10 protein-coding genes are annotated in these 20338 nt (G+C 72.5%); 5 read left to right on the top strand and 5 right to left on the bottom strand.

Features of this window, described 5'->3' with window-relative positions; translation table 11 throughout:
- Nucleotides 1-4: 4 nt before the first annotated feature.
- Nucleotides 5-14038: an Ig-like domain-containing protein gene (locus BM004_RS00180; RefSeq protein WP_143072386.1), complete on the bottom strand. Its 14034-nt coding sequence runs from the start codon at nucleotides 14036-14038 to the stop codon at nucleotides 5-7.
- Between the two features lie 389 nt (nucleotides 14039-14427).
- Here BM004_RS00180 and BM004_RS00165 point away from each other — a divergent pair, with 389 nt between their 5' ends.
- Complete coding sequence (locus BM004_RS00165; RefSeq protein ID WP_093126671.1) at nucleotides 14428-15858, top strand: MFS transporter; 1431 nt, start codon at nucleotides 14428-14430, stop codon at nucleotides 15856-15858.
- Nucleotides 15859-15869: 11 nt separating this feature from the next.
- A complete protein-coding gene (locus tag BM004_RS00160; RefSeq protein ID WP_093210511.1) occupies nucleotides 15870-16712 on the top strand; it encodes an amidohydrolase family protein in 843 nt (280 codons plus the stop codon).
- A gap of 40 nt (nucleotides 16713-16752) precedes the next feature.
- Here the strand turns inward: BM004_RS00160 and BM004_RS00155 are convergent, their stop codons facing one another.
- Together BM004_RS00155 and BM004_RS00150 are read right to left on the bottom strand one after the other, a co-directional pair.
- A complete protein-coding gene (locus BM004_RS00155; RefSeq protein ID WP_093126676.1) occupies nucleotides 16753-16989 on the bottom strand; it encodes a hypothetical protein in 237 nt (78 codons plus the stop codon).
- Between the two features lie 131 nt (nucleotides 16990-17120).
- Nucleotides 17121-17738 (bottom strand): LexA family protein, encoded by a 618-nt coding sequence (locus tag BM004_RS00150; protein ID WP_143072385.1) that lies wholly within the window; start codon nucleotides 17736-17738, stop codon nucleotides 17121-17123.
- Nucleotides 17739-17909: 171 nt separating this feature from the next.
- On the opposite strand from BM004_RS00150, the gene BM004_RS00145 reads away from it, so the two are divergent.
- Complete coding sequence (locus tag BM004_RS00145; RefSeq protein ID WP_093126680.1) at nucleotides 17910-18143, top strand: hypothetical protein; 234 nt, start codon at nucleotides 17910-17912, stop codon at nucleotides 18141-18143.
- 32 nt (nucleotides 18144-18175) lie between these two features.
- Here the strand turns inward: BM004_RS00145 and BM004_RS00140 are convergent, their stop codons facing one another.
- Nucleotides 18176-18757: a helix-turn-helix domain-containing protein gene (locus BM004_RS00140; protein WP_093210509.1), complete on the bottom strand. Its 582-nt coding sequence runs from the start codon at nucleotides 18755-18757 to the stop codon at nucleotides 18176-18178.
- 123 nt (nucleotides 18758-18880) lie between these two features.
- On the opposite strand from BM004_RS00140, the gene BM004_RS00135 reads away from it, so the two are divergent.
- The gene (locus BM004_RS00135) at nucleotides 18881-19585 is read left to right on the top strand and encodes an aspartate/glutamate racemase family protein (RefSeq protein ID WP_093126684.1); all 705 of its coding nucleotides are present in this window, start codon (nucleotides 18881-18883) and stop codon (nucleotides 19583-19585) included.
- Between the two features lie 116 nt (nucleotides 19586-19701).
- Nucleotides 19702-20022: a polysaccharide deacetylase gene (locus tag BM004_RS41320; protein ID WP_177206281.1), complete on the top strand. Its 321-nt coding sequence runs from the start codon at nucleotides 19702-19704 to the stop codon at nucleotides 20020-20022.
- Between the two features lie 4 nt (nucleotides 20023-20026).
- On the opposite strand, the gene BM004_RS00125 is transcribed toward BM004_RS41320, so the two are convergent.
- Entirely contained in the window at nucleotides 20027-20329 is a 303-nt protein-coding gene (locus BM004_RS00125; RefSeq protein ID WP_093126686.1) for a hypothetical protein, read from the bottom strand.
- Between the last annotated feature and the right edge of the window lie 9 nt (nucleotides 20330-20338).

Genomic DNA, 20338 nt, shown 5'->3' with positions numbered 1-20338 from the left:
CTGCTCAGACCACCACCAGCTGGTGGTTGGCGAGCAGCGTCGCCAGGTCGGTGTTCACGCCGTTGAGCGCCAGCAGCGGCGTCATGGCCTGCGCGCTGCCCGCGCCGTCGCGGTCGATGCTCAGCACGGTGTTGCCGTCCGTGTGCGTCACCTGCAGGTAGTTGGCGAGCGGGTCGCCGGTGTGGGCCGCGTAGCCGGTCAGCAGCGACGAGAGGTCGATGCGGTCGGCGCCGGGCGTGCTCTCGAAAGCGCCGACCTGGAAGTGGTTCAGTTCGCTGAAGGCGTTGCCGCCGGTGTCGCTGGCCGCGACCAGCAGCTTGAACATCAGCGTCTCGTGGCCGTTGCCGGCCGCGGGCTCGGCCGTGGTCGCCGCCGGTTCGCTCGAGGCTGCGGGGTCCGCCACCGTGGTGTCGACCGCGGCCAGCGACGCCTTCTGCGCCACGGCGTCGTCCGCCGCGGGCGCCTCGATGCTCGCGAGCGACTGGATGCCGGTGCTGCTCGTGCCACCCACCAGCAATTGCCCGTTCGCCAGCAGCGTCTCCAGCGACACCGTCACGCCGGTCAGCGTGATCATCGGCGCGCCGAAGCTGCCGGTGCCGCCCGTGTCGATGGCAATGAAGGTGTTGCCGCCCGCGTTGGTCACGTGGATGTAGTTCAGCAGCGCGGCCGACGAGGCGTCCAGCACGTAGCTGCCGCTGGCCGCGTCGCGGTACACGTGCGCGGTGCCGGTGTAGCCCGCGAGCACGCCGCCCAGGTCGATCAGGTCGGCGTCGGTGCTGGCCGCGTTGGCGAAGCTGCCCAGCGTGAAGCCGTTGACCACGTCGCTGCCGTTGCCGCCGGTGGCCTTGTCGGCCGCGTTCACCAGGTTGTAGACCAGCCGGTCGTTGCCGCCGCCCACGCCCAGGAAGTAGGTGTCGTTGCCGCCGCGGCCCTCGAACAGGTTGTCGCCCAGGCTGCCGACGAAGGTGTCGCCCAGCGCGCTGCCGCGCACGCCCTCGACGTTGTTCACCGTGCCCAGGATGCCCCAGCCCGTCACCAGGTTGGTGGTGAGGTCCACGCCCACGCCGCTGCTGGCGTTGCGGAAGTCCACGATGTCCATGCCGCCGGTGGCCGACCAGGTCCGGGTCTCGCCCGGCAGCAGCGGCACGCTCCAGCCGCCGCCGCCGTTGTAGACCACGCTGCCGCCCACCACGCTGGTGACCACGTAGGTGTCGTCGTAGCCGGTGCCGGTCATCACGTTGGGCAGCGCGGTGGTCAGGTCGGAGGTGGTCAGCAGCTGCGCGCTGGTGGCGTCGCCCGGCGTCACGCTCCACTGGTAGGTGGTGGGCGTGCCGTTGTTGTTGGCCAGCAGCTTCACGGTGTAGGTCTGCGTGGGGTCCAGGCCGAACACGTTGACGATGCCCGAGCTGTCGTTGCCCCAGTTGCCCGACTGCGGGTTGAGGATCTGCGTCGACACCAGCGTGCCGGCCGCGTTGTACACCTGCACCGTGTTGCCGAAGTAGACATTGAAGCCCTCGGCGTTGAGGATGCGCAGGTGCAACGAGGTGCCGTCCTTCACCTGGTTGGTGTTGGCGATGATTTGCGTGGCGGTGTTGCCGTTCATGCCCACCAGCAGGTCGACGTCGCCGTCCCAGTCGTAGTCGGCCGCGGCGATGCTGTTGGCCGCGTTGTCGGCCAGGTCGGCGAGCTGGCGCGTGGCCCAGCCGCCGGCGGCCACGTTGCCGCTGTTGGTGTAGAGGTTGGCCACGCCGGTGGCATGGTCGAGCTCGATCGCGTCCATGCGGCCGTCGCCGTTCCAGTCGAGCGCCACCGAGGCGTCGCCGGCCAGCGTGTCGCCGGCCACCGCCACGCCGGTGGTCGACAGCGTGCCCGCGTTGTTCACGTAGACCTTGCTGGCCGCGCCCGCGCGGCTGCTGTTGACGAACAGGTCGAGGTAGCCGTCGCCGTTGAAGTCGGCCCAGGTGAGCGAGACCGCGTCGGTGCTGTTGCCGGTGGCGGCGTTGGTGGCGAACACGTCGTTGATGGCCTGCGCCTCGGTCCAGTTCGCGCCGTTGAGGCTGCTCTTGCCGTTGTTGGTCAGCAGGGTCAGCGTGAAGTCGTTGTTGTTGCCCAGCGTGGTGGTGGTGGTGCTGTGCAGCGCGATGTCCACGCGCCCGTCGTTGTTCAGGTCCACGCCCGAGACCTCGCGCCCGGTCTGCAGGTTCGCGATGCCCGCCGCCGTGAGGCCGATGCCGGTGCTGTTGCCGTAGGGCGTGAACACGCCCAGGCCGTCGTTCTTCAGGAACGAGGCGGAGTCGCCCGCGCCGTCGCCGACGATCGCGTCCAGGAAGCCGTCGCCGTCCATGTCGAGCACCGCCACGCCGCCGTTGGACACGCCGGTCAGCCCGGTGGCCGCCGCGCCGGGCACGTAGCCGAGCGCCGAGCCCGCCCACAGCGGCGTGCTGTTGACGCCGCCGGCGTTGTTGTCGGTGCCGATCACGTCGAGCAGGCCGTCCAGGTTGTAGTCGAAGAACGAATACGCGGTCGACGTGCCGCCCGAGAGCAGCTGCAGCGCGAGGTCGGTGGTGGTGTAGGCGCTTTGCGAGGTGCCGTTGTAGACCGCCTGGTCGCCCACGAAGCTCCAGTTGCCCAGCAGGTTGATCGCCATGGCGCCGCCGAAGCCGGTGCTGTTGCTGGTGCCGTGCGCGCCGTTGGCGGCGGCGAGATGGTCGAGCGTGGCCACCACGTCGACCTCGCTGGTGGCGCTCAGGCCGGTGCGGTTGCCCGCGGCGTCCCACACCACGTAGCCCAGGTGGTACGGGCTGGCCGACGCGGCCAGCGCGGCCGATATCGTCCATGCGCCGCCCGCCCCGGCCACGGCCGTGCCCAGCACCACGTCCACGCCCTCGGTGTAGATGCCGTCGTGGTTCACGTCGTTGATCAGCGCCACCGTGGCGCCCGCCTCGACCGTGCCGTCCACCGTGCTGCCGAACACGGCCGTGCCCGCGGCGATGGTCTTGTCGCCGTCGGAGTCGATGGCCGCGGCGTTCACGAAGTCGGGCGCGCTGAGCGACGGCACCGGCGCGGAAAGGTCGACCGTGAAGCTGGTCGTGACCGCGTTGCCGTGCGTGCCGTTGGCGGCGTTCTCGATGCGCACCTGCGCGGCGATGGTGGCGCCGGCGGCGAAGGCCGGCGGCGCGTAGCTCCAGGCGGTGGCGCCGTCGGTGTCCTGCACCGTGATCCAGGTCAGGCCGCCGTCCAGGCTGACGGTGACCACCTCGTCGGCCTGCAGCGGCCGGCCGATGGTGCCGCTCAGCAGCGGCGTGGCGTCGCGCGTGACCAGGTCGGTGTTGAGCGCGTCGCTGCTGTTCGAGAAACCGCCCGCGACCGAGAAGCCGGTGTCGGTGGCCAGCGCGGTGAGCGTGGCCAGCGCGTCCACCGTGAGCGTGAACGGCGTGCCCGCCGTGCTCTCGTTGCCGGCCGCGTCCACGAGGGTGGTGGTGTAGCTGTGCAGGCCGAAGCCCAGCACCGGCGGCGCGTAGGTCCAGCTGGTCTGGCCGGCGGCGAGCACGATGGAACGCACCAGCACGCCGTCCTGGTAGATGCGCAGCGTGTCGCCTGCGGCCACGCCGGCGCTCAGCGTGCCGTTGAGCACCGGCGTGGTGTCGTCGGTGATGGCGCCGCTCAGGAAGTTGCCGACCGCCGCGCCCAGGTTGTCGGTGAAGCTGGCAATGGCCGCCACCTGCGTGGGCGCCGTGACGTCGACCACCACCACCTGCGAGTCGACCGGCCCGAGGTTGCCGGCCGCGTCGATCACCCGCACGCGGTAGGTGTAGCTGCCGCCCGCGAGCACGCGCGCATCCGTGAACGACCAGGCCCCGCCGACCACGGCAAGGTCGACCCAGGTGGTGCCGTCGATGCTGATCTGCGCCCGCTCGCCCGCGCCCAGCGTGCCCACCGTGCCGTTGACGGTGAGCGAGGTGTCGCGCGTGAGGAAGTCGGTGAGGCTGCTGCCGGTGTCGTCGCTGATCGAGGCGATGTCGATGGCGGCTGTCGGTGCGGTGACGTCCACCGTGAGCGTGAACGACGCCGAGGCCGCGCTCTCGTTGCCGGCCGCGTCGGCCACCACGGCGGTGTACACGTGGGTGCTGCCGCCGGCCAGCGCGACGGGCGCGAAGCTCCATGCGGTGCCCGCGACGGTGGCGGTGCCGATGAGCGTGGCGCCGTCGTAGATGCGCACCACCTCGCCCACGCCGAGCGCGGCGCTGAGCGTGCCGTTGAGCACCGGCGTGGTGTCGTCGGTGGGAACGCCGCTGCCGAAGGGGCCGAGGTTGAGGCCCACGTCGTCGGTGTAGCTGACGATGAGCGCGCTCTGCGCCGGCGGCGTGGTGTCCACCGCGAGCGTGAACGGCGCGGAAGGCGCCGACTCGTTGCCCGCCGGGTCGGCCACCACCGCGGTGTAGCTGTGGCTGCTGCCGTTGGCGAGCGCCGGCGGCGCGAAGGTCCACGCGGTGCCGGCGACGGTGGCGGTGCCCACCAGCGTGGCGCCGTCGTAGATGCGCACCACGTCGCCCGCGGACAGGGCCGCGCTCAGCGTGCCGTTGAGCACGGGCGTGGTGTCGTCGGTGCTGGTGCCGCTGCCGAAGGGGCCCTGGTTGGTGCCGGCGTTGTCGGTGTAGGTGGCGATGGCGGCCGTCTGGGCGGGCGCCGTGGTGTCGATGGTGAGCGTGAAGCCGCCCGAGGCCGCGCCCTGGTTGCCGGCCGCGTCGGCCACCACGGCGGTGTAGGTGTGCGTGCTGCCGTTGGCCAGCGCGGTGGGCGCGAAGGTCCACGTGCTGCCGGTGACGGTGGCCGTGCCCAGCAGCGTGGCGCCTTCGTAGATGCGCACCACGTCGCCGGCGCCGAGCGTTGCGCTCAAGGTGCCGCTGAGCACCGGCGTGGTGTCGTCGGTGACCGTGCCGCTGCCGAACGGGCCCTGGTTGCTGCCCGCGTTGTCGGCGTAGTTGACGATGGCCGCGGTCTGCGCGGGCGGCGTGGTGTCCACCGTGAGCGTGAAGCCGGCCGAGGCCGTGCCTTCGTTGCCGGCCGCGTCGGCCACCACGGCCGTGTAGGTGTGGCTGCTGCCGTTGGCCAGCGTGGGCGTGGCGAAGGTCCACGCGGTGCCCGCGACGGTGGCGGTGCCGACCAGCGTGGCGCCGTCGTAGATGCGCACCACCTCGCCCGCGCCCAGCGCGGCGCCCAGCGTGCCGTTGAGCACCGGGGTGGTGTCGTCGGTGGTGCCGCCGCTGCCGAAGGGGCCCTGGTTGGTGCCCGCGTTGTCGGTGTAGCTGGCGATGGCCGCCGCCTGCACGGGCGGCGTGGTGTCGACCGCGAGCGTGAAGCCCGCCGAGGGCGTGCCCTGGTTGCCCGCGGCGTCGGCCACCACGGCCGTGTAGGTGTGGCTGCTCCCGTCGGCCAGCGTGGGCAACGCGAAGCTCCAGCTGGTGCCGGTGACGGTGGCCGTGCCCAGCAGCGTCGCGCCTTCGTAGATGCGCACCACGTCGGACGCGCCGATGGGCGCGCCGAGCGTGCCGTTGAGCACGGGCGTGGTGTCGTCGGTGCTGGTGCCGCTGCCGAAGGGGCCCTGGTTGGTGCCGGCGTTGTCGGTGTAGCTGGCGATGGCCGCGGCCTGCGCCGGCGGCGTGGTGTCGACGATCAGCGTGAAGCCCGACGAGGCCGTGCCCTGGTTGCCCGCGGCATCGGCCACCACCGCCGTGTAGGTGTGGATGCTGCCGTTGGCCAGCGCGGGCGTGGCGAAGCTCCAGGTGGAGCCGGTCACCGTGGCGGTGCCCAGGAAGGTCGCGCCGTCGTAGATGCGCACCACGTCCGTCGCGCCGAGCGCGGCGCTCAGCGTGCCGTTGAGCACCGGCGTGGTGTCGTCGGTGGTGGTGCCGCTGCCGTAGTCGGCCTGGTTGGTGCCGGCGTTGTCGGTGTAGCTCGCGATGGCCGCGGTCTGCGCGGGCGGCGTGGTGTCGACCGCGAGCGTGAAGCCCGCCGACGGCGCGCCCTCGTTGCCCGCCGCGTCGGCCACCACCGCGGTGTAGGTGTGCGTGCTGCCGTCGGCGAGCACGGGCGCGGCGAAGGTCCACGCGGTGCCGGCAACGGTCGCGGTGCCCACGAGCGTGGCGCCGTCGTAGATGCGCACCACCTCGCCGGCGCCGAGCGCCACGCTCAGCGTGCCGTTGAGCACCGGCGTGGTGTCGTCGGTGGGGGTGCCGCTGCCGTAGTCGGCCTGGTTGGTGCCGGCGTTGTCGGTGTAGCTGGCGATGCCGGCCGTCTGCGCCGGTGCCGTGGTGTCGATGGTGAGCGTGAGGCCCGCCGACGGCGCGCCCTCGTTGCCCGCGGCGTCGGCCACCACGGCCGTGTAGGTATGGGTGCTGCCGTCGGCCAGCGTAGGCGTCGCGAAACTCCACGCGGTGCCGTTCACCGTGGCCGTGCCCACCAGCGTGGCGCCTTCGTAGATGCGCACCACGTCGCCCGCGCCCAGCGCCGCGCTCAGCGTGCCGTTGAGCACCGGCGTGGTGTCGTCGGTCGGCGTGCCCGACGGGAACGGTCCCTGCTGCGTGCCGGTGTCGTCGGTGTAGCCCGTGAGCGCGGCGGCCTGCGTGGGTGCGGTGGTGTCCACGCTCAGCGTGAAAGGCGGCGACGCGGTGCCCTGGTTGCCCGCGGCATCGGCCACCACGGCCGTGTAGCTGTGCGTGCTGCCGTTGGCGAGCGCGGAAGGCGCGAAGGTCCACGCGGTGCCGTTGACCGTGGCGGTGCCCACCAGCGTCGCGCCGTCGTAGATGCGCACCACCTCGCCGGCGCCGAGCGCGGCGCTCAGCGTGCCGTTGAGCACCGGCGTGGTGTCGTCGGTCGGCGTGCCCGAAGGGAAGGGGCCCGCGTTGGTGCCGGCGTCGTCGGTGTAGCTGGTGAAGCTCGCGGTCTGCACCGGCGCGGCGGTGTCGATGGTGAGCGTGAACGGCGCGGAGGCCGTGCCTTCGTTGCCTGCCGCGTCGGCCACCACGGCGGTGTAGCTGTGCGTGCTGCCGTCGGCGAGCACGGGCGCGGCGAAGGTCCACGTGGTGCCGGCAACGGTCGCGGTGCCCACGAGCGTGGCGCCGTCGTAGATGCGCACCACGTCGCCCGCGCCCAGCGCCGCGCTCAGCGTGCCGTTGAGCACCGGCGTGGTGTCGTCGGTGGGGGTGCCGCTGCCGTAGTCGGCCTGGTCGGTGCCGGCGTTGTCGGTGTAGCTGGCGATGCCGGCCGTCTGCGCCGGGGCCGTGGTGTCGATGGTGAGCGTGAGCCCCGCCGAGGGCGTGCCCTCGTTGCCCGCCGCATCGGCCACCACCGCCGTGTAGGTGTGGCTGCTGCCGCCGGCCAGCGGCGGGGTCGCGAAGCTCCAGCTGGTGCCGCTCACGGTGGCGGTGCCCAGCAGCGTGGCGCCTTCGTAGATGCGCACCACGTCGCCCGCGGCGAGCGGCCCGCTCAGCGTGCCGTTGAGCACCGGCGTGGTGTCGTCGGTCGGCGTGCCTGCGGGGAAGGGGCCCACGTTGGTGCCGGCGTCGTCGGTGTAGCCGGTGAGGCTCGCGGTGAGCGCCGGCGCGGTGGTGTCGGCGGTGAGCGTGAAGGCCGGCGACGGTGTGCCCTCGTTGCCGGCCGCGTCGGTCAGCACGGCCGTGTAGCTGTGGCTGCTGCCGTCGGCCAGCGCGGGCAGCGCGAAGCTCCAGCCGGTGCCGCTGACCGTGGCGGTGCCGAGCAGCACGGCGCCGTCGTAGATGCGCAGCACGTCGCCCGCGCCGGGCGGCGCGCTCAGCGTGCCGTTGAGCACGGGCGCGGTGTCGTCGGTGCTGGTGCCGCTGCCGAACGGGCCCTGGTTGGTGCCGGTGTCGTCGGTGTAGCTCTGGATGGTCGCGGTCTGCACCGGCGCGGTGGTGCTCACCGACAGCGTGAAGTCCGCCGAGGCCGGGCCCTCGTTGCCCGCGGCGTCGGCCACCACGGCTGTGTAGGTGTGCGTGCTGCCGTTGACGAGCCCCGGCGCGGCAAAGCTCCACGCGGTGCCCGAGACCGTGGCGGTGCCCAGCAGCGTGCCGTTCTCGTAGATGCGCACCACGTCGCCCGCGGCCAGCACCGCGCTCAGCGTGCCGTTGAGCACCGGCGAGGTGTCGTCGGTGGTGGTGCCGCTGGCGAAATCGCCGCGGTCGGTGCCGGCGTTGTCGGTGTAGGTGGCGATGGCCGCCGTCTGCGCGGGCGGTGTGGTGTCGACGGTGAGCACAAGGGCGGCCGAGGGCGCGCTCTGGTTGCCGGCCGCGTCGGCCACCACGGCCGTGTAGCTGTGCGTGCTGCCGTCGGCCAGCGCGGTGGGCGCGAAGGTCCACGTGCTGCCGGTGACCGTGGCCGTGCCCAGCAGCGTGGCGCCGTCGTAGATGCGCACCACGTCCGTCGCGCCGAGCGGCGCGCTCAGCGTGCCGCCGAGCACCGGCGTGGTGTCGTCGGTGCTGCCGCTGCCGAAGGGGCCCTGGTTGCTGCCCACGTCGTCGGTGTAGGTCGAGATGGCGGCGGTCTGCGTGGGCGGCGTGGTGTCGACCGTGAGCGTGAAGCCCGCGGAGCGCGTGCCCTCGTTGCCCGCGGCGTCGGCCACCACGGCCGTGTAGGTGTGGGTGCTGCCGTCGGCCAGCGCGGGTGGCGCGAAGCTCCAGGCGGTGCCGTTGACCGTGGCCGTGCCCACCAGCGTCGTGCCTTCGTAGATGCGCACCACGTCGCCCGTGCCGAGCGCGGCGCTCAGCGTGCCGTTGAGCACCGGCGTGGTGTCGTCGGTCGGCGTGCCCGCGGGGAAGGGGCCCACGTCGGTGCCGGCGTCGTCGGTGTAGCCCGTGAGCGTGGCGGTCTGCGCCGGTGCGCTGGTGTCGACCGTGAGCGTGAAGACCGCGGAGGGCGCGCCCTGGTTGCCCGCGGCGTCGGCCACCACGGCCGTGTAGGTGTGGGTGGTGCCGTCGGCGAGCACGGGTGGCGCGAACGTCCAGGCGGTGCCGTTGACCGTGGCGGTGCCCACGAGCGTGGCGCCGTCGTAGATGCGCACCACGTCGCCCGCGCCCAGCGCCGCGCTCAGCGTGCCGTTGAGCACCGGCGTGGTGTCGTCCGTCGGCGTGCCCGCGGGGAAGGGGCCCTGCTGCGTGCCGATGTCGTCGGTGTAGCCCGTGAGCGTGGCGGTCTGCGTGGGCGCGGTGGTGTCCACGGCGAGCGTGAACGGCGGCGATGCCGTGCCTTCGTTGCCCGCGGCATCGGCCACCACGGCCGTGTAGCTGTGCGTGCTGCCGTCGGCCAGCGCGGGCGGCGTGAAGGTCCAGGCGGTGCCCGTGACCGTGGCGGTGCCCACCAGCGCGGCGCCGTCGTAGATGCGCACCACCTCGCCCGTGCCGAGCGTTGCGCTCAGCGCGCCGTTGAGCGCGGGCGTGGTGTCGTCGGTCGGCGTGCCCGCGGGGAAGGGGCCCACGTTGGTGCCGGCGTCGTCGGTGTAGCCGGTGAACGCCGCGGTCTGCACCGGCGCGGTGGTGTCCACCGTGAGCGTGAAGCCCGCCGACGGCGTGCCCTCGTTGCCCGCCGCATCAGCCACCACCGCCGTGTAGGTGTGGCTGCTGCCGCCGGCCAGCGCGGGCGGCGCGAAGGTCCAGGCGGTGCCGGTGACCGTGGCGGTGCCCACCAGCGTGGCGCCGTCGTAGATGCGCACCACCTCGCCGGCGCCGAGCGCCGCGCTCAGGCTGCCGTTGAGCACCGGCGTGGTGTCGTCGGTCGGCGTGCCCGCGGGGAAGTTGCCGTTCTGCTGCGTGCCCACGTCGTCGGCGAAGCCCAGCAGCGCCGCCGTCTGCGTGGGCGCGGCGTTGTCGAGCGTCACGGTGCGGGTGTCCACCGCGGTGTTGAGCGCCGTGTCCTGCACCTCCACGCGGACGGTGACGGGGCCGTTGACCAGGCCGCTGATGTCGGCCGCGGTGGCCGTCCAGGCGTTGCCCGCCACCACCGCGGTGGCGGTGACGCTGTTCGTGCCGTCGCTGAAGGTGACGGTGACGACCTGCCCGTTCTCGATGTTCGCCGTGGTGCCGCCGACCACCAGCGCGCCGTCTTCCGCCGCGTTGACCAGGCCGTCGCCCGCGATGGGCGAGCCGATGGTGACCACCGGCGTGGCCACGCTCACGCCGTAGGCCTGGCTGGCCGTGCCGCTGGCGGTGTTGCCGGCCGCGTCGGTGGCGGCCACGCTGGCGGCCACGGCGTGGTCCGCGTCGGCCACCAGGTCGCTGCCCGCCACGTCGATGTGCCAGTTGCCACCGGCGTCGACCGTGGCGCTGTAGCTCACGCCGTTGACCACCAGCGTGACCACGTTGCCGGCCTGCGTGCCGGTGCTGCCGCCCGTGACGGCCACGGTGCCGCCGGCCTCGGCCGCATTGACGATGTTGTCGGAGGTGATGCTGGCGACCGTGAGGCCCGGCGTGGCCAGCACGGTGTCGACCACCGCGCTGGCGCCGACGGGCGGCGCCGAGACGTTGCCGGCCGCGTCGCGGCTGGTCGCGCTCACGGTGAGCGTGGCGCCTTCGGGCGGGTTGGCGAAGCTGAAGTCGACGAAGCCGTTGGCCAGGTCCGCCGCGCCGAGCGTCACGCTCGAGGTGGTGGTGCCGTCGGTGGCCTCGACCGTGTCGCCCACCGCCGCGCCGGACACCAGCGAGACCCGCACGGTCACGCCGGCGCTCAGCTCCGCGGCGTTGATGAAGCCGTCGCCGTTGGCGTCGCTGACGATGCTCACGCCGATGGCCGGCGCCGCGCTGTCGACCGTGGCGGTGGCCTCGGGGCTGGTGTTGCCGGCCGCGTCGGTGGCCGTGACGTGCAGCACCGTGCCGTTGGCCGGCGTGCTCGCGGGCGTGAGGCTGTAGGTGCCGTTGCCCAGCGCCGTGACGCTGCCGATGACCGTGCCAGCGCCGTCGGTGATGGTGACCAGCGAACCCGCTTCGGCGCTGCCGGTGATCGGGCTGCCGTCGGTCGGCGCGATGGTGGGCGCGGCGGGCGCCGCGCTGTCGACCGCGCCGGTGACCTCGGCGCTGGTGTTGCCGGCCGCGTCGGCGGCGGTGACGTGCAGCACGGTGCCGTTGGGCGGCGTGGTGGCGGGCGTGATGCTGTAGGTGCCGTCGCCCAGCGCGGTGGCGCTGCCGATGACGGTGCCCGCGCCGTCTTTCACGATGACCACCGAACCCGCTTCGGCCGTGCCGGTGATCGGGCTGCCGTCGGTCGCGTTCAGCGTCGGCACGTTGGGCGGGACGCTGTCGACCGTGGTGGTCGCCTCGGGCCCGGTGTTGCCGGCCGCATCGGTGGCCGTGACGTGCAGCACGGTGCCGTTGGGCGGCGTGCCGGCGGGCGTGATGCTGTAGGTGCCGTCGCCCAGTGCGGTGGCGCTGCCGATGACCGTGCCCGCGCCGTCCTTCACCACCACCAGCGCGCCCGCCTCGGCCGTGCCGGTGATCGGGCTGCCGTCGGTCGCGTTGAGCGTGGGTGCGGGAGGCGGCGCGCTGTCGACCGTGGCGGTGGCCTGCCCGCTGGTGTTGCCGGCCGCGTCGGTTGCGGTGGCGTGCAGCACGGTGCCGTTCGGCGGCGTGGTGGCGGGCACGATGCTGTAGGTGCCGTCGCCCAGCACGGTGGCGCTGCCGATGACGGTGCCGCCAGCGTCCCTGATGGTGACCACGGCGCCCGCCTCGGCCGTGCCCGAGATCGGGCTGCCGTCGGTCGCCGCGATGGTGGGCGTGGGCGGCGCCACGCTGTCGACCGTGCCGGTGACCTCGGCGCTGGTGTTGCCGGCCGCGTCGGCCGCGGTGACGTGCAGCACGGTGCCGTTCGGCGGCGTGGTGGCCGGCGTGATGCTGTACGTGCCGTCGCCCAGCGCCGTGGCGCTGCCGATGACGGTGCCCGCGCCGTCCTTCACGACCACCAGCGAACCCGCTTCGGCGGTGCCGGTGATGGGGCTGCCGTCGGTCGGCAGCACGGTCGGCGCATTGGGCGGCACGCTGTCGACCGCGCCGGTGGCCTCGGCGCTGGTGTTGCCGGCCGCGTCGGTCGCGGTGGCGCGCAGCACCGTGCCGTTCGGCGGCGTGGTGGCCGGCGTGATGCTGTAGGTGCCGTCGCCCAGCGCCGTGGCGCTGCCGATGACCGTGCCCGCGCCGTCCTTCACGACCACCAGCGCGCCCGCTTCGGCCGTGCCGGTGATCGGGCTGCCATCGGTCGCATTGAGCGTGGGTGCGGGAGGCGGCGCGCTGTCGACCGTGGCGGTGGCCTGCGCGCTGGCGTTGCCGGCGGCGTCGGTCGCGGTGGCGTGCAGCACGGTGCCGTTCGGCGGTGTCGTGGCGGGCGTGATGCTGTAGGTGCCGTCGCCCAGCACGGTGGCGCTGCCGATGACGGTGCCGCCGGCGTCCCTGATGGTGACGACGGCGCCCGCTTCGGCCGTGCCGGTGATCGGGCTGCCGTCGGTCGCGGCGATGGTGGGCGTGGGCGGCGCCGCGCTGTCGACCGTGCCGGTGGCTTCGGCGCTGGTGTTGCCGGCCGCGTCGCTGGCCGTGACGTGCAGCACCGTGCCGTTCGGCGGCGTGGTGGCGGGCGTGATGCTGTAGGTGCCGTTGCCCAGCGCGGTGGCGCTGCCGATGACCGTGCCCGCGCCGTCCTTCACGACCACCAGCGCGCCTGCTTCGGCGGTGCCCGTGATCGGGCTGCCGTCGGTCGGCAGCACGGTCGGCGCGTTGGGCGGCACGCTGTCCACGGTCACGGTGGCGGGCGGGCTCTGCTGGCCGCCCGCGTCGGTCGCGACCACGCTGAGCACCGTGCCGTTGGGCGGCGTGCTGGCGGGCGTGACGCTGTAGCTGCCGTCGGGCGCCACCGTGGCGCTGCCGATCACGTGGCCGGCGCCGTCGGTCACCGTGACCACCGCGCCGGGCTCGGCCGTGCCGGTGATGGGGCTGCCGTCGGTCGCGTCGACCGTGGGCGTGGGCGACGTGGCCTCGATGGTGGCCGAGGCCTGCGCGCTGGTGTTGCCGGCCGCGTCGCGCGCCACCGCGCGGATCGACGTGCCCGCCGCCAGCGGCGTGGCGGGCGTGAAGCTGAAGCTGCCGTCCGCCCCCGCCGTGACGCTGCCGATGACCTCGCCCGCCGCCGTGCTCAGCGTGACCACCGAGCCCGCCTCCGCGAGGCCCGTGATCGGGCTGCCGTCGGTCGGGTTGAGCACGGGCGCGGCCGGCGCGGCGCTGTCGACCGTCACCGTGGCCGGCGGGCTCGCGTTGCCGGCCGGGTCGGTGGCCACCACCTGGAGCACCGCGCCGTTGGGCGGCGTCGTGGAAAGGGTGACGGTGTAGCTGCCGTCGGGCGCGGCCGTCGTGCTGCCGAGCACGTGGCCGGCGGCGTCGACGACGCTGACCAGCGCTCCGGGCTCGGCGGTGCCGGTGACGGCGGTGCCGTTGCTCGGGCGGCTGGTGGGCCGCTCGGGCGGGGTGGTGTCGCCGGGCATGCCGGGTGCGGGTGGAGGTGCGGGCGGCGGTGCGGGCGGCGGTGCGGCAGGCGGAAACGGCGCGATGCCGGGGTCGTCGCCGCCGCCGCCGCCGTTCGCAACGGCCGCACCGGCCAGCAGGCCGCCGCCGATCACCCAGGGCAGCGCGCCGCCCCATCCCGCGCCGGCCGAGGCATGCAGCATCAGCGGCTCGACCGAATCGATGCCCGTGTAGCCGACCGCGAGTTCGCCCTGCCCTTCGCTCAGGCCGGCCAGCCACTGGCCGCCGCCGCCGTCGGAGAGCACCAGGTCGCTGTGCACCTCGCCGGGCCAGGCGAAGAAGTCGTGCACCGTGACGGTCTCGCCCGCGGTGGTCGTGATGACCAGGTCGTTGCCCACCCTGCGCATGCCCCTGACCGACGCACGCGGCAGGTCGATACGGACAACCGATGCCTCTGTAAGAAAAACCTCGCTCGATGCCGCCAGTTTATTGACCGCACCGCCGCTTTTTCCGATGACTTCCAATGAGACCATTCCGCCTCCGCTGTCAGTTCAATTCGTTATTCAGAGGCTCCCGGAGGCGCCGTTGAAAACATAATTTAACAACGTTGACAGAATTTGCAATGCAACGCTAAGTCTTCGATTTCATGGAAGAAATTGGAACGAGATTCAAAAAGTAATGCTTTTTAAATAGGATTCATCGCAAATACCGGCCCTTTTGATTCACATATAGAAACAAAGAATACATGCGGCCGGCCCGACTCAATTAGCGAAATAACCATGGGCAAATACCCTGAACCCCCCTGAATTGCCGGAATTCATCTGGCAATTGCCTTGCGCTCAATTCGGGGCGCCGGATGCTCGCCACGCCGCCACAGCCCCGCTGTAGGCAGCTGGCGCCACCCGGTGTCAGACTTCGCCTCATGACAGACATCGCCAGGCCCGCCGAGGCCACGGACAGCGCCTCCAAGCGCATCGCCCTCACGGTGGCCGCGGCCTTCTTCATGGAGACGCTGGACGCCACCGTCATCGTCACGGCGCTGCCGGCCATCGGCGCGGGCTTCGGCATCGGCGCGCTCGACGCCAGCCTGGCCGTCACCGTCTACCTGATCGCGATGGCGGCGCTGGTGCCCGCGGCGGGCTGGTGCGCCGGGCGCTTCGGCGCGCGGCGCGTGTTCGCGCTGGCGGTCGGCACCTTCACGCTGGCCTCGCTGCTGTGCGGGCTGGCGCCCACCTTCGAGGTGCTGGTGGCGGCGCGCGTGCTGCAGGGCGCGGCGGCGGCGTTCATGTCGCCGGTCGGGCGGCTGGTGGTGCTGCGCGAAACGCCCAAGCACCGGCTGATCGAGGCCATCGGCACCATCACCTGGCCCGGCCTCATTGCGCCGGTGCTCGGCCCGCCGCTGGGCGGGCTGATTGCCACGCACGCGTCGTGGCACTGGATCTTCCTGCTCAACGTGCCGCTGGGCCTGGCGGGGCTGTGGCTGATCCTGCGGCTCTTTCCGCGCCGCACCGACGCGGCGCCCACGCGCTTCGACGCCACCGGCTTCGTGCTGACCGCCGTGGCGCTGGCCGCGCTGGTCGAGGGCCTCACGCGGCTGGGCGGCGCGCAGCCGGGCTCGCCCCTCACGCTCGGCCTGCTGGCGGGCGGCGCGCTGGCCGGGGCCGCCGCGGTGCGCCATGCGCGGCGCGCGGCGGCGCCCATGCTCGACCTGCGCGCGCTGGCCGTGCCCACCTATGCGCTGGCCACCGCCACGGCCGGCTTCGTCTCGCGCGTGGCGATCAACGCCTCGCCCTTCCTGCTGCCGCTGATGTTCCAGATCGGCTTCGGCATGACGGCGTTCCAGGCCGGCTCGATGCTGCTGGTGTACATGGGCGGCAACCTCGTGATGAAGAGCGCCACCACCGCGGTGCTGCGGCGCTTCGGCTTTCGCAACGTGCTGGCGGTGAACGGCGCCATCTGCGCCGCCACGCTGTTCGCCTGCGGGCTGCTGGCGCCCGGCGACCCGCTGCCGTGGGTCTGCGTGCTGCTGTTCGTGGCGGGCATGGCGCGCTCGATGAACTACACGGCGATCAACACGCTGGCCTTTGCCGACGTGCCCGACAGCGCGCGCGCCGGCGCGAGCACGCTCGGCACGATGCTGCAGCAGGTGTCGCTCGCGCTCGGCGTGGCACTGGGCGCGATGGTGCTCGGCGCGTCGAAGGCGCTGCGCGGCGCGCCGGCGGTGCAGCTGGTGGACTTTCATCATGCGTGGTACGTGGTGGGCGCGCTCATGACGGCGGCCACGCTGATGTCGCTGCGGCTGGACCGGCATGCGGGCGCGGCGGTGTCGGCAGGGCAGCGAGGCGCGCGTTGAAAATCCACGCCATGGACGCCTCCATCTTTTCCACCCCCAAGACCGACTGCCACTGCCACCTGTTCGACCCCGCGTCGTTCCCGTATGCGCCGGGCGTCTTCTACGAACCCGCGGGCGGCGAGATCGCCACGGCCGCCTGTTTCACCGAGGTGATGGACGCCTACGGCGTGCCGCACGCGCTGCTGGTCGGCCCCAACTCGGGCTACGGCACCGACAACCGCTGCATGCTCGACGCGATCCGCCACGGCCAGGGCCGCTTCAAGGGCATCGCGGTGGTCGAGAACGACGCATCGCGCGCGCAGCTCGAAGACCTGCGCGCGCAGGGCGTGGTGGGCATCGCCTTCAACATGGCGCTGCTCGGCCTCGCGCACTATGCCGACGCCGACGCGCTGTGGGAGCGCCTGGCCGCGCTCGGCATGTGCGTGCAGGTGCAGGTCGAGGGCAACCAGATGGCGCAGCTCGCGCCGCGCCTGCTCGGCTGCGGCGCGCAGCTGCTGGTCGACCACCACGGCCGGCCCGACGTGTCGCAAGGCCTCGCGAGCCCCGGCTTCCAGGCCTTGCTGGCCATGGCACCGGGCGGGCGCTGCGCGGTCAAGCTGTCGGGCTACGACAAGTTCTCGCGCGAGGCCTTGCCGTACGCCGACGCACAGCCCTTCACCGCCGCGCTGCTGGCCGCGTTCGGCCCCGCCAACTGCCTGTGGGGTTCCGACTGGCCGCATGTGCGCGCCACGCGCCGGCTCGACTACGGCACGCTGCTCAAGGTGTTCGAGCGCAGCGTGCCGCTGGAGGCCGACCGCCGCGCGATCCTCATGGACACGCCGGCGCGGCTGTTCGGTTTCGGCAAGCAGGACTGACACGGCGGCAGCGGGTGCAACCGGCGCAATGCGCCGGCCGCTATGGATGCCGCGCGATCCACTCGTCGATGTACAGGCGCGAGCGCGCGTCGAGCTGCACGATGGTCTCCACCGGGTCCGACATCACGCTGGCCGACACGAGGCGGCAGCGGTGCGCGCCGTTCTCGTGCAGGTCGGCATGGCCGGCCACGCATTCGCCCGCGCGCACCACCGTCAGCCGGACGACGATCGTCCAGCCGCGGTGCGCGAACACGTGCTCCTCGCTTTGGATGGCCATGGGGTCAGGCGCCGGGTACGGCCCCAAGGCCTGCGGCAGCCGCCTGTTCAGTCGGATAGAAAATTAATCAAACGCAGGCAAATCTATCCATAACGCCTGCTTTCCACAACCCTCAGCCCCTGCGCGCGCCGCTACCGGAAGCGCTTGGAGAACTCCCGCACCACGCCGATGATCGCGGCCTTGCCCAGCGGCCGAATGGGGTAGCGGGTGTTCAGCGGCTTCAGGTAGAGCTCGCCGCCGTCCTTCACGAGCTGCTTGAACGTGGTCTCGTTGTTCGCGTTCAGCGCAATGACGTAGTCGCCCGGCACGGCCTCCATCTCGGGTTCGACGATGACGATGGCGCCTTCGGGAAACGAGTCGCCGGTCTCGCTCACCATGCTGTCGCCGCTCACGCGCAGGGCGTAGGTGTGGCGCTTCACGGGCACCGTGACGGGCACGGTCTCGAACTGGTTCTTCGGCTTGTAGTTGTCGATGACGGTGTAGTTGCCGGCCACCACTTCGGAGACCAGCGGCACTTCGGCGCGCGCGCCCACGCCCGGGCCGATGTTCGATCCCCCGGACAGCAGCTCGGCCACGGAGATGCCGAGCAGGCGGGCCACATGCGGCTGGTTGGTGCGCTTGGGGGCGGTGCCGCCGGGCTTCTCCCACTGCTGCACCGCACCCCGACTGACCCCGACGGCATCGGCGAACTGCTGCTCGCTCATGCCCAGACGCTGGCGCCCTTCTCGAATCAGTCTATGAATGCTCATAGTTGGCGAGGCTAGGACTTCACGAAGATAGAAAATAAATCTTCGATAGGCATTCTTGCAAGCCTTGCAGGGGTCGCGTTCGTGGTTTTTGTGCCCTCGCGCACCCCGGCGCCTCGGCACAGGTCTATGCTGGCCGTCTTGGTCCACAGGATCCCCCTCGAGAGGCCCGACATGGACACAGACCTCGGCCCGGAATGCAACCCCCTGCTGCCGGCCGGATGGACCTTCGAACTGCGCATGAGCCGCGACGCCGCAGGCGAGTTCAGCGGCGCCGGGCTGCTGCGCCGCCGCGGTCAGAACATGTGCCACCTGACCTTGCCCGGCCTGCGCAAGGACCGCGCTGGCGCACTGAAGGCGGTGAAGCTGCGCGTGGAGTCGTGGCTCGCCGAGTGGCAGTCCCGCTAGCCGGGGCCACCGTGCTGCCTGTCCAGCACGCGCTAAGCGTGCTCGATCACGATGACCGCCGTGGTCTCCGGCTCCAGCGCCTCGAACAGGTGGGGCACGTCGCCCGCATAGCTGATGAAGTCGCCGGGGAACAGCTCCACCGGCGCATCGACCGGCCCCACCCTCGCGCGGCCCGTGGCCAGCACCAGGTGCTCGGTGGTGCCCGGCATGTGCGGCTTGGAGACGCGCGGCTTGCCGGGCTGCACGCGCAGGCGGTAGATGTCGCGCCGCGCATGCGCCGGTGAGGCGGCCAGCAGCGTGGCCACGTAGTTGCCGCGCTCGGCCCGCGTGCTCGGGCCCTCGCCCGCACGGATCACGCCCACGCGCGCACGCGGCGCCTCGATCAGCCGGCTCACCGGCACGTCGAGCGCCGCCGCCAGTGCCCACAGCGTTTCCACGCTCGGGTTGCCGACACCGGCCTCGAGCTGCGACAGCGTCGACTTGGCCACGCCCGCCGACTTGGCGAGTTCCGACAGCGACAGCCCCGCGCGCTCGCGTTCGCGCTTGATCGACGCCGCCATGGCGCCGAGCGGATCGGCCGCGGGGCTGCTTTCGAAGGTGGTGGACAGGTCCATGGGGTGTTCGCTTTGATGCGCGTTCGTTCGGCTTGACGAACGATTCTAGGACGTTCACCATACCGGTCGATCGTTCGTTTTGTCGTTCGTTCTTCCGTTTCCACTTTTCCCAGGAGTCCTGTCATGTCACTGCACATCGGCGTGGTCGGTTGCTCGGCCGAGGGCGCCGCGCTCTGCTACCGCACGCTTTGCGTGGAAGGCGCCGCGCACATGGGCGCGCCGCACGCGCACCCCGAGGTCTCGATGCACACGCACTCGCTCGCCACCTACGTCGAGCTGCTCGACCGCGGCGACATGCAAGGCGTGGCGCAGCTGATGCTGTCGTCGGCCGGCAAGCTGGCCGCGGCGGGCGCGGACTTCCTGGTGTGCCCCGACAACACGATCCACCAGGCCATGCACCTGGTGCGGCCGCACTCGCCGCTGCCGTGGCTGCACATCGCGGAGGTGGTGGCGGCCGAGGCGGCCGCGCGCGGTTTCAGTCGCGTGGGCGTGCTGGGCACGCACTGGCTGGTGGGCAGCGAGGTCTATCCGCAGGCGCTGGCCGCAGCGGGCCTGGCCGCCGTGAAGCCCGAGGCGCCCGAGCGCGCCGAGCTCGGCCGCATCATCATGGACGAGCTGGTGCGCGGCGTGTTCCGCGCGGCGTCGACCGCGGTGCTCCAGCAGATGATCGAAGGCCTGAAGGCGCGCGGCTGCGACGCCGTGGTGCTGGGCTGCACCGAACTGCCGCTGGTGCTGGACGACGGCAACTCGGCCCTGCCCACGCTCGACTCGACGCGCCTGCTGGCGCGCGCCGCCTTGCGCCGCGCAACCGCCCCGGGTTTGTCCTGAGGCCGGCGGCGGGCCGGGCGCGTCGCTTTCTGTTGCAGGCGCGCCCGTGGCACGCGTATGCTGCTTCGACCGAACCAGGGACTGTGAGATCGGGACGCTGATGCAAGGAAACCTGGATGACCTACGAAGCGATACGCGACCAGTTCAACGTGCCCGCCCGTCGCGGCGCGCGGGTGCTGGTCAACGGGCAACCGGGCGCGGTGACCTCGGTGCGGGGCTTCGTGCTTCGCGTGAAGCTCGACGGCGGCACCTACTCCCGGCCGTTCCACCCCAGCGAACTGCAGTGGGTGCTTGACGCCGCCGAGGAGCGGCAGGAGCCCGACATCGAAACCGCCTCGCCCCGCCTGCCGCACCAGGGCGACTTCCACGAGGGCGCGCCGTCGCCGCTGCCCTCGCCCTGGCACCGCCCGCGCAGCAGGCCGCCGGCCTGCCGCTGAAGACTCAGCGCACGCCGGCGATCAGCCGCGCCTCGCTGCACAGCCGCGCGCCGAAGTCTTCGCTGCGCGCCTCGAAGCCATAGGCCGCCGCGCGGCGCAGCGCGAACGCCGTCACGTCGCGCAGGTAGGTGCGCCCCGGCTTGCGGCCGGCCGCGGCGCGGGCCTCGAAGTCGGCCTGGAAATCGCGCGCCCACTCCTCGTAGAGCTGGTAGCGGCCCTGGTGGTCGACCGGGCAGCCCGCCGCGGCCAGCGCCTGCGCGATGTCGACCAGCGGAACCGTGATGGGAATGTCGCGTAGGTCGCGCATGGCGGGGCC

The sequence above is a fragment of the Variovorax sp. OK212 genome (assembly GCF_900112425.1).
In the GTDB taxonomy this organism is placed as follows: domain Bacteria; phylum Pseudomonadota; class Gammaproteobacteria; order Burkholderiales; family Burkholderiaceae_C; genus Variovorax.
The sequence above is the reverse complement of the archived record's forward strand: the minus strand, read 5'-3'. Positions and strand labels throughout refer to the sequence as shown.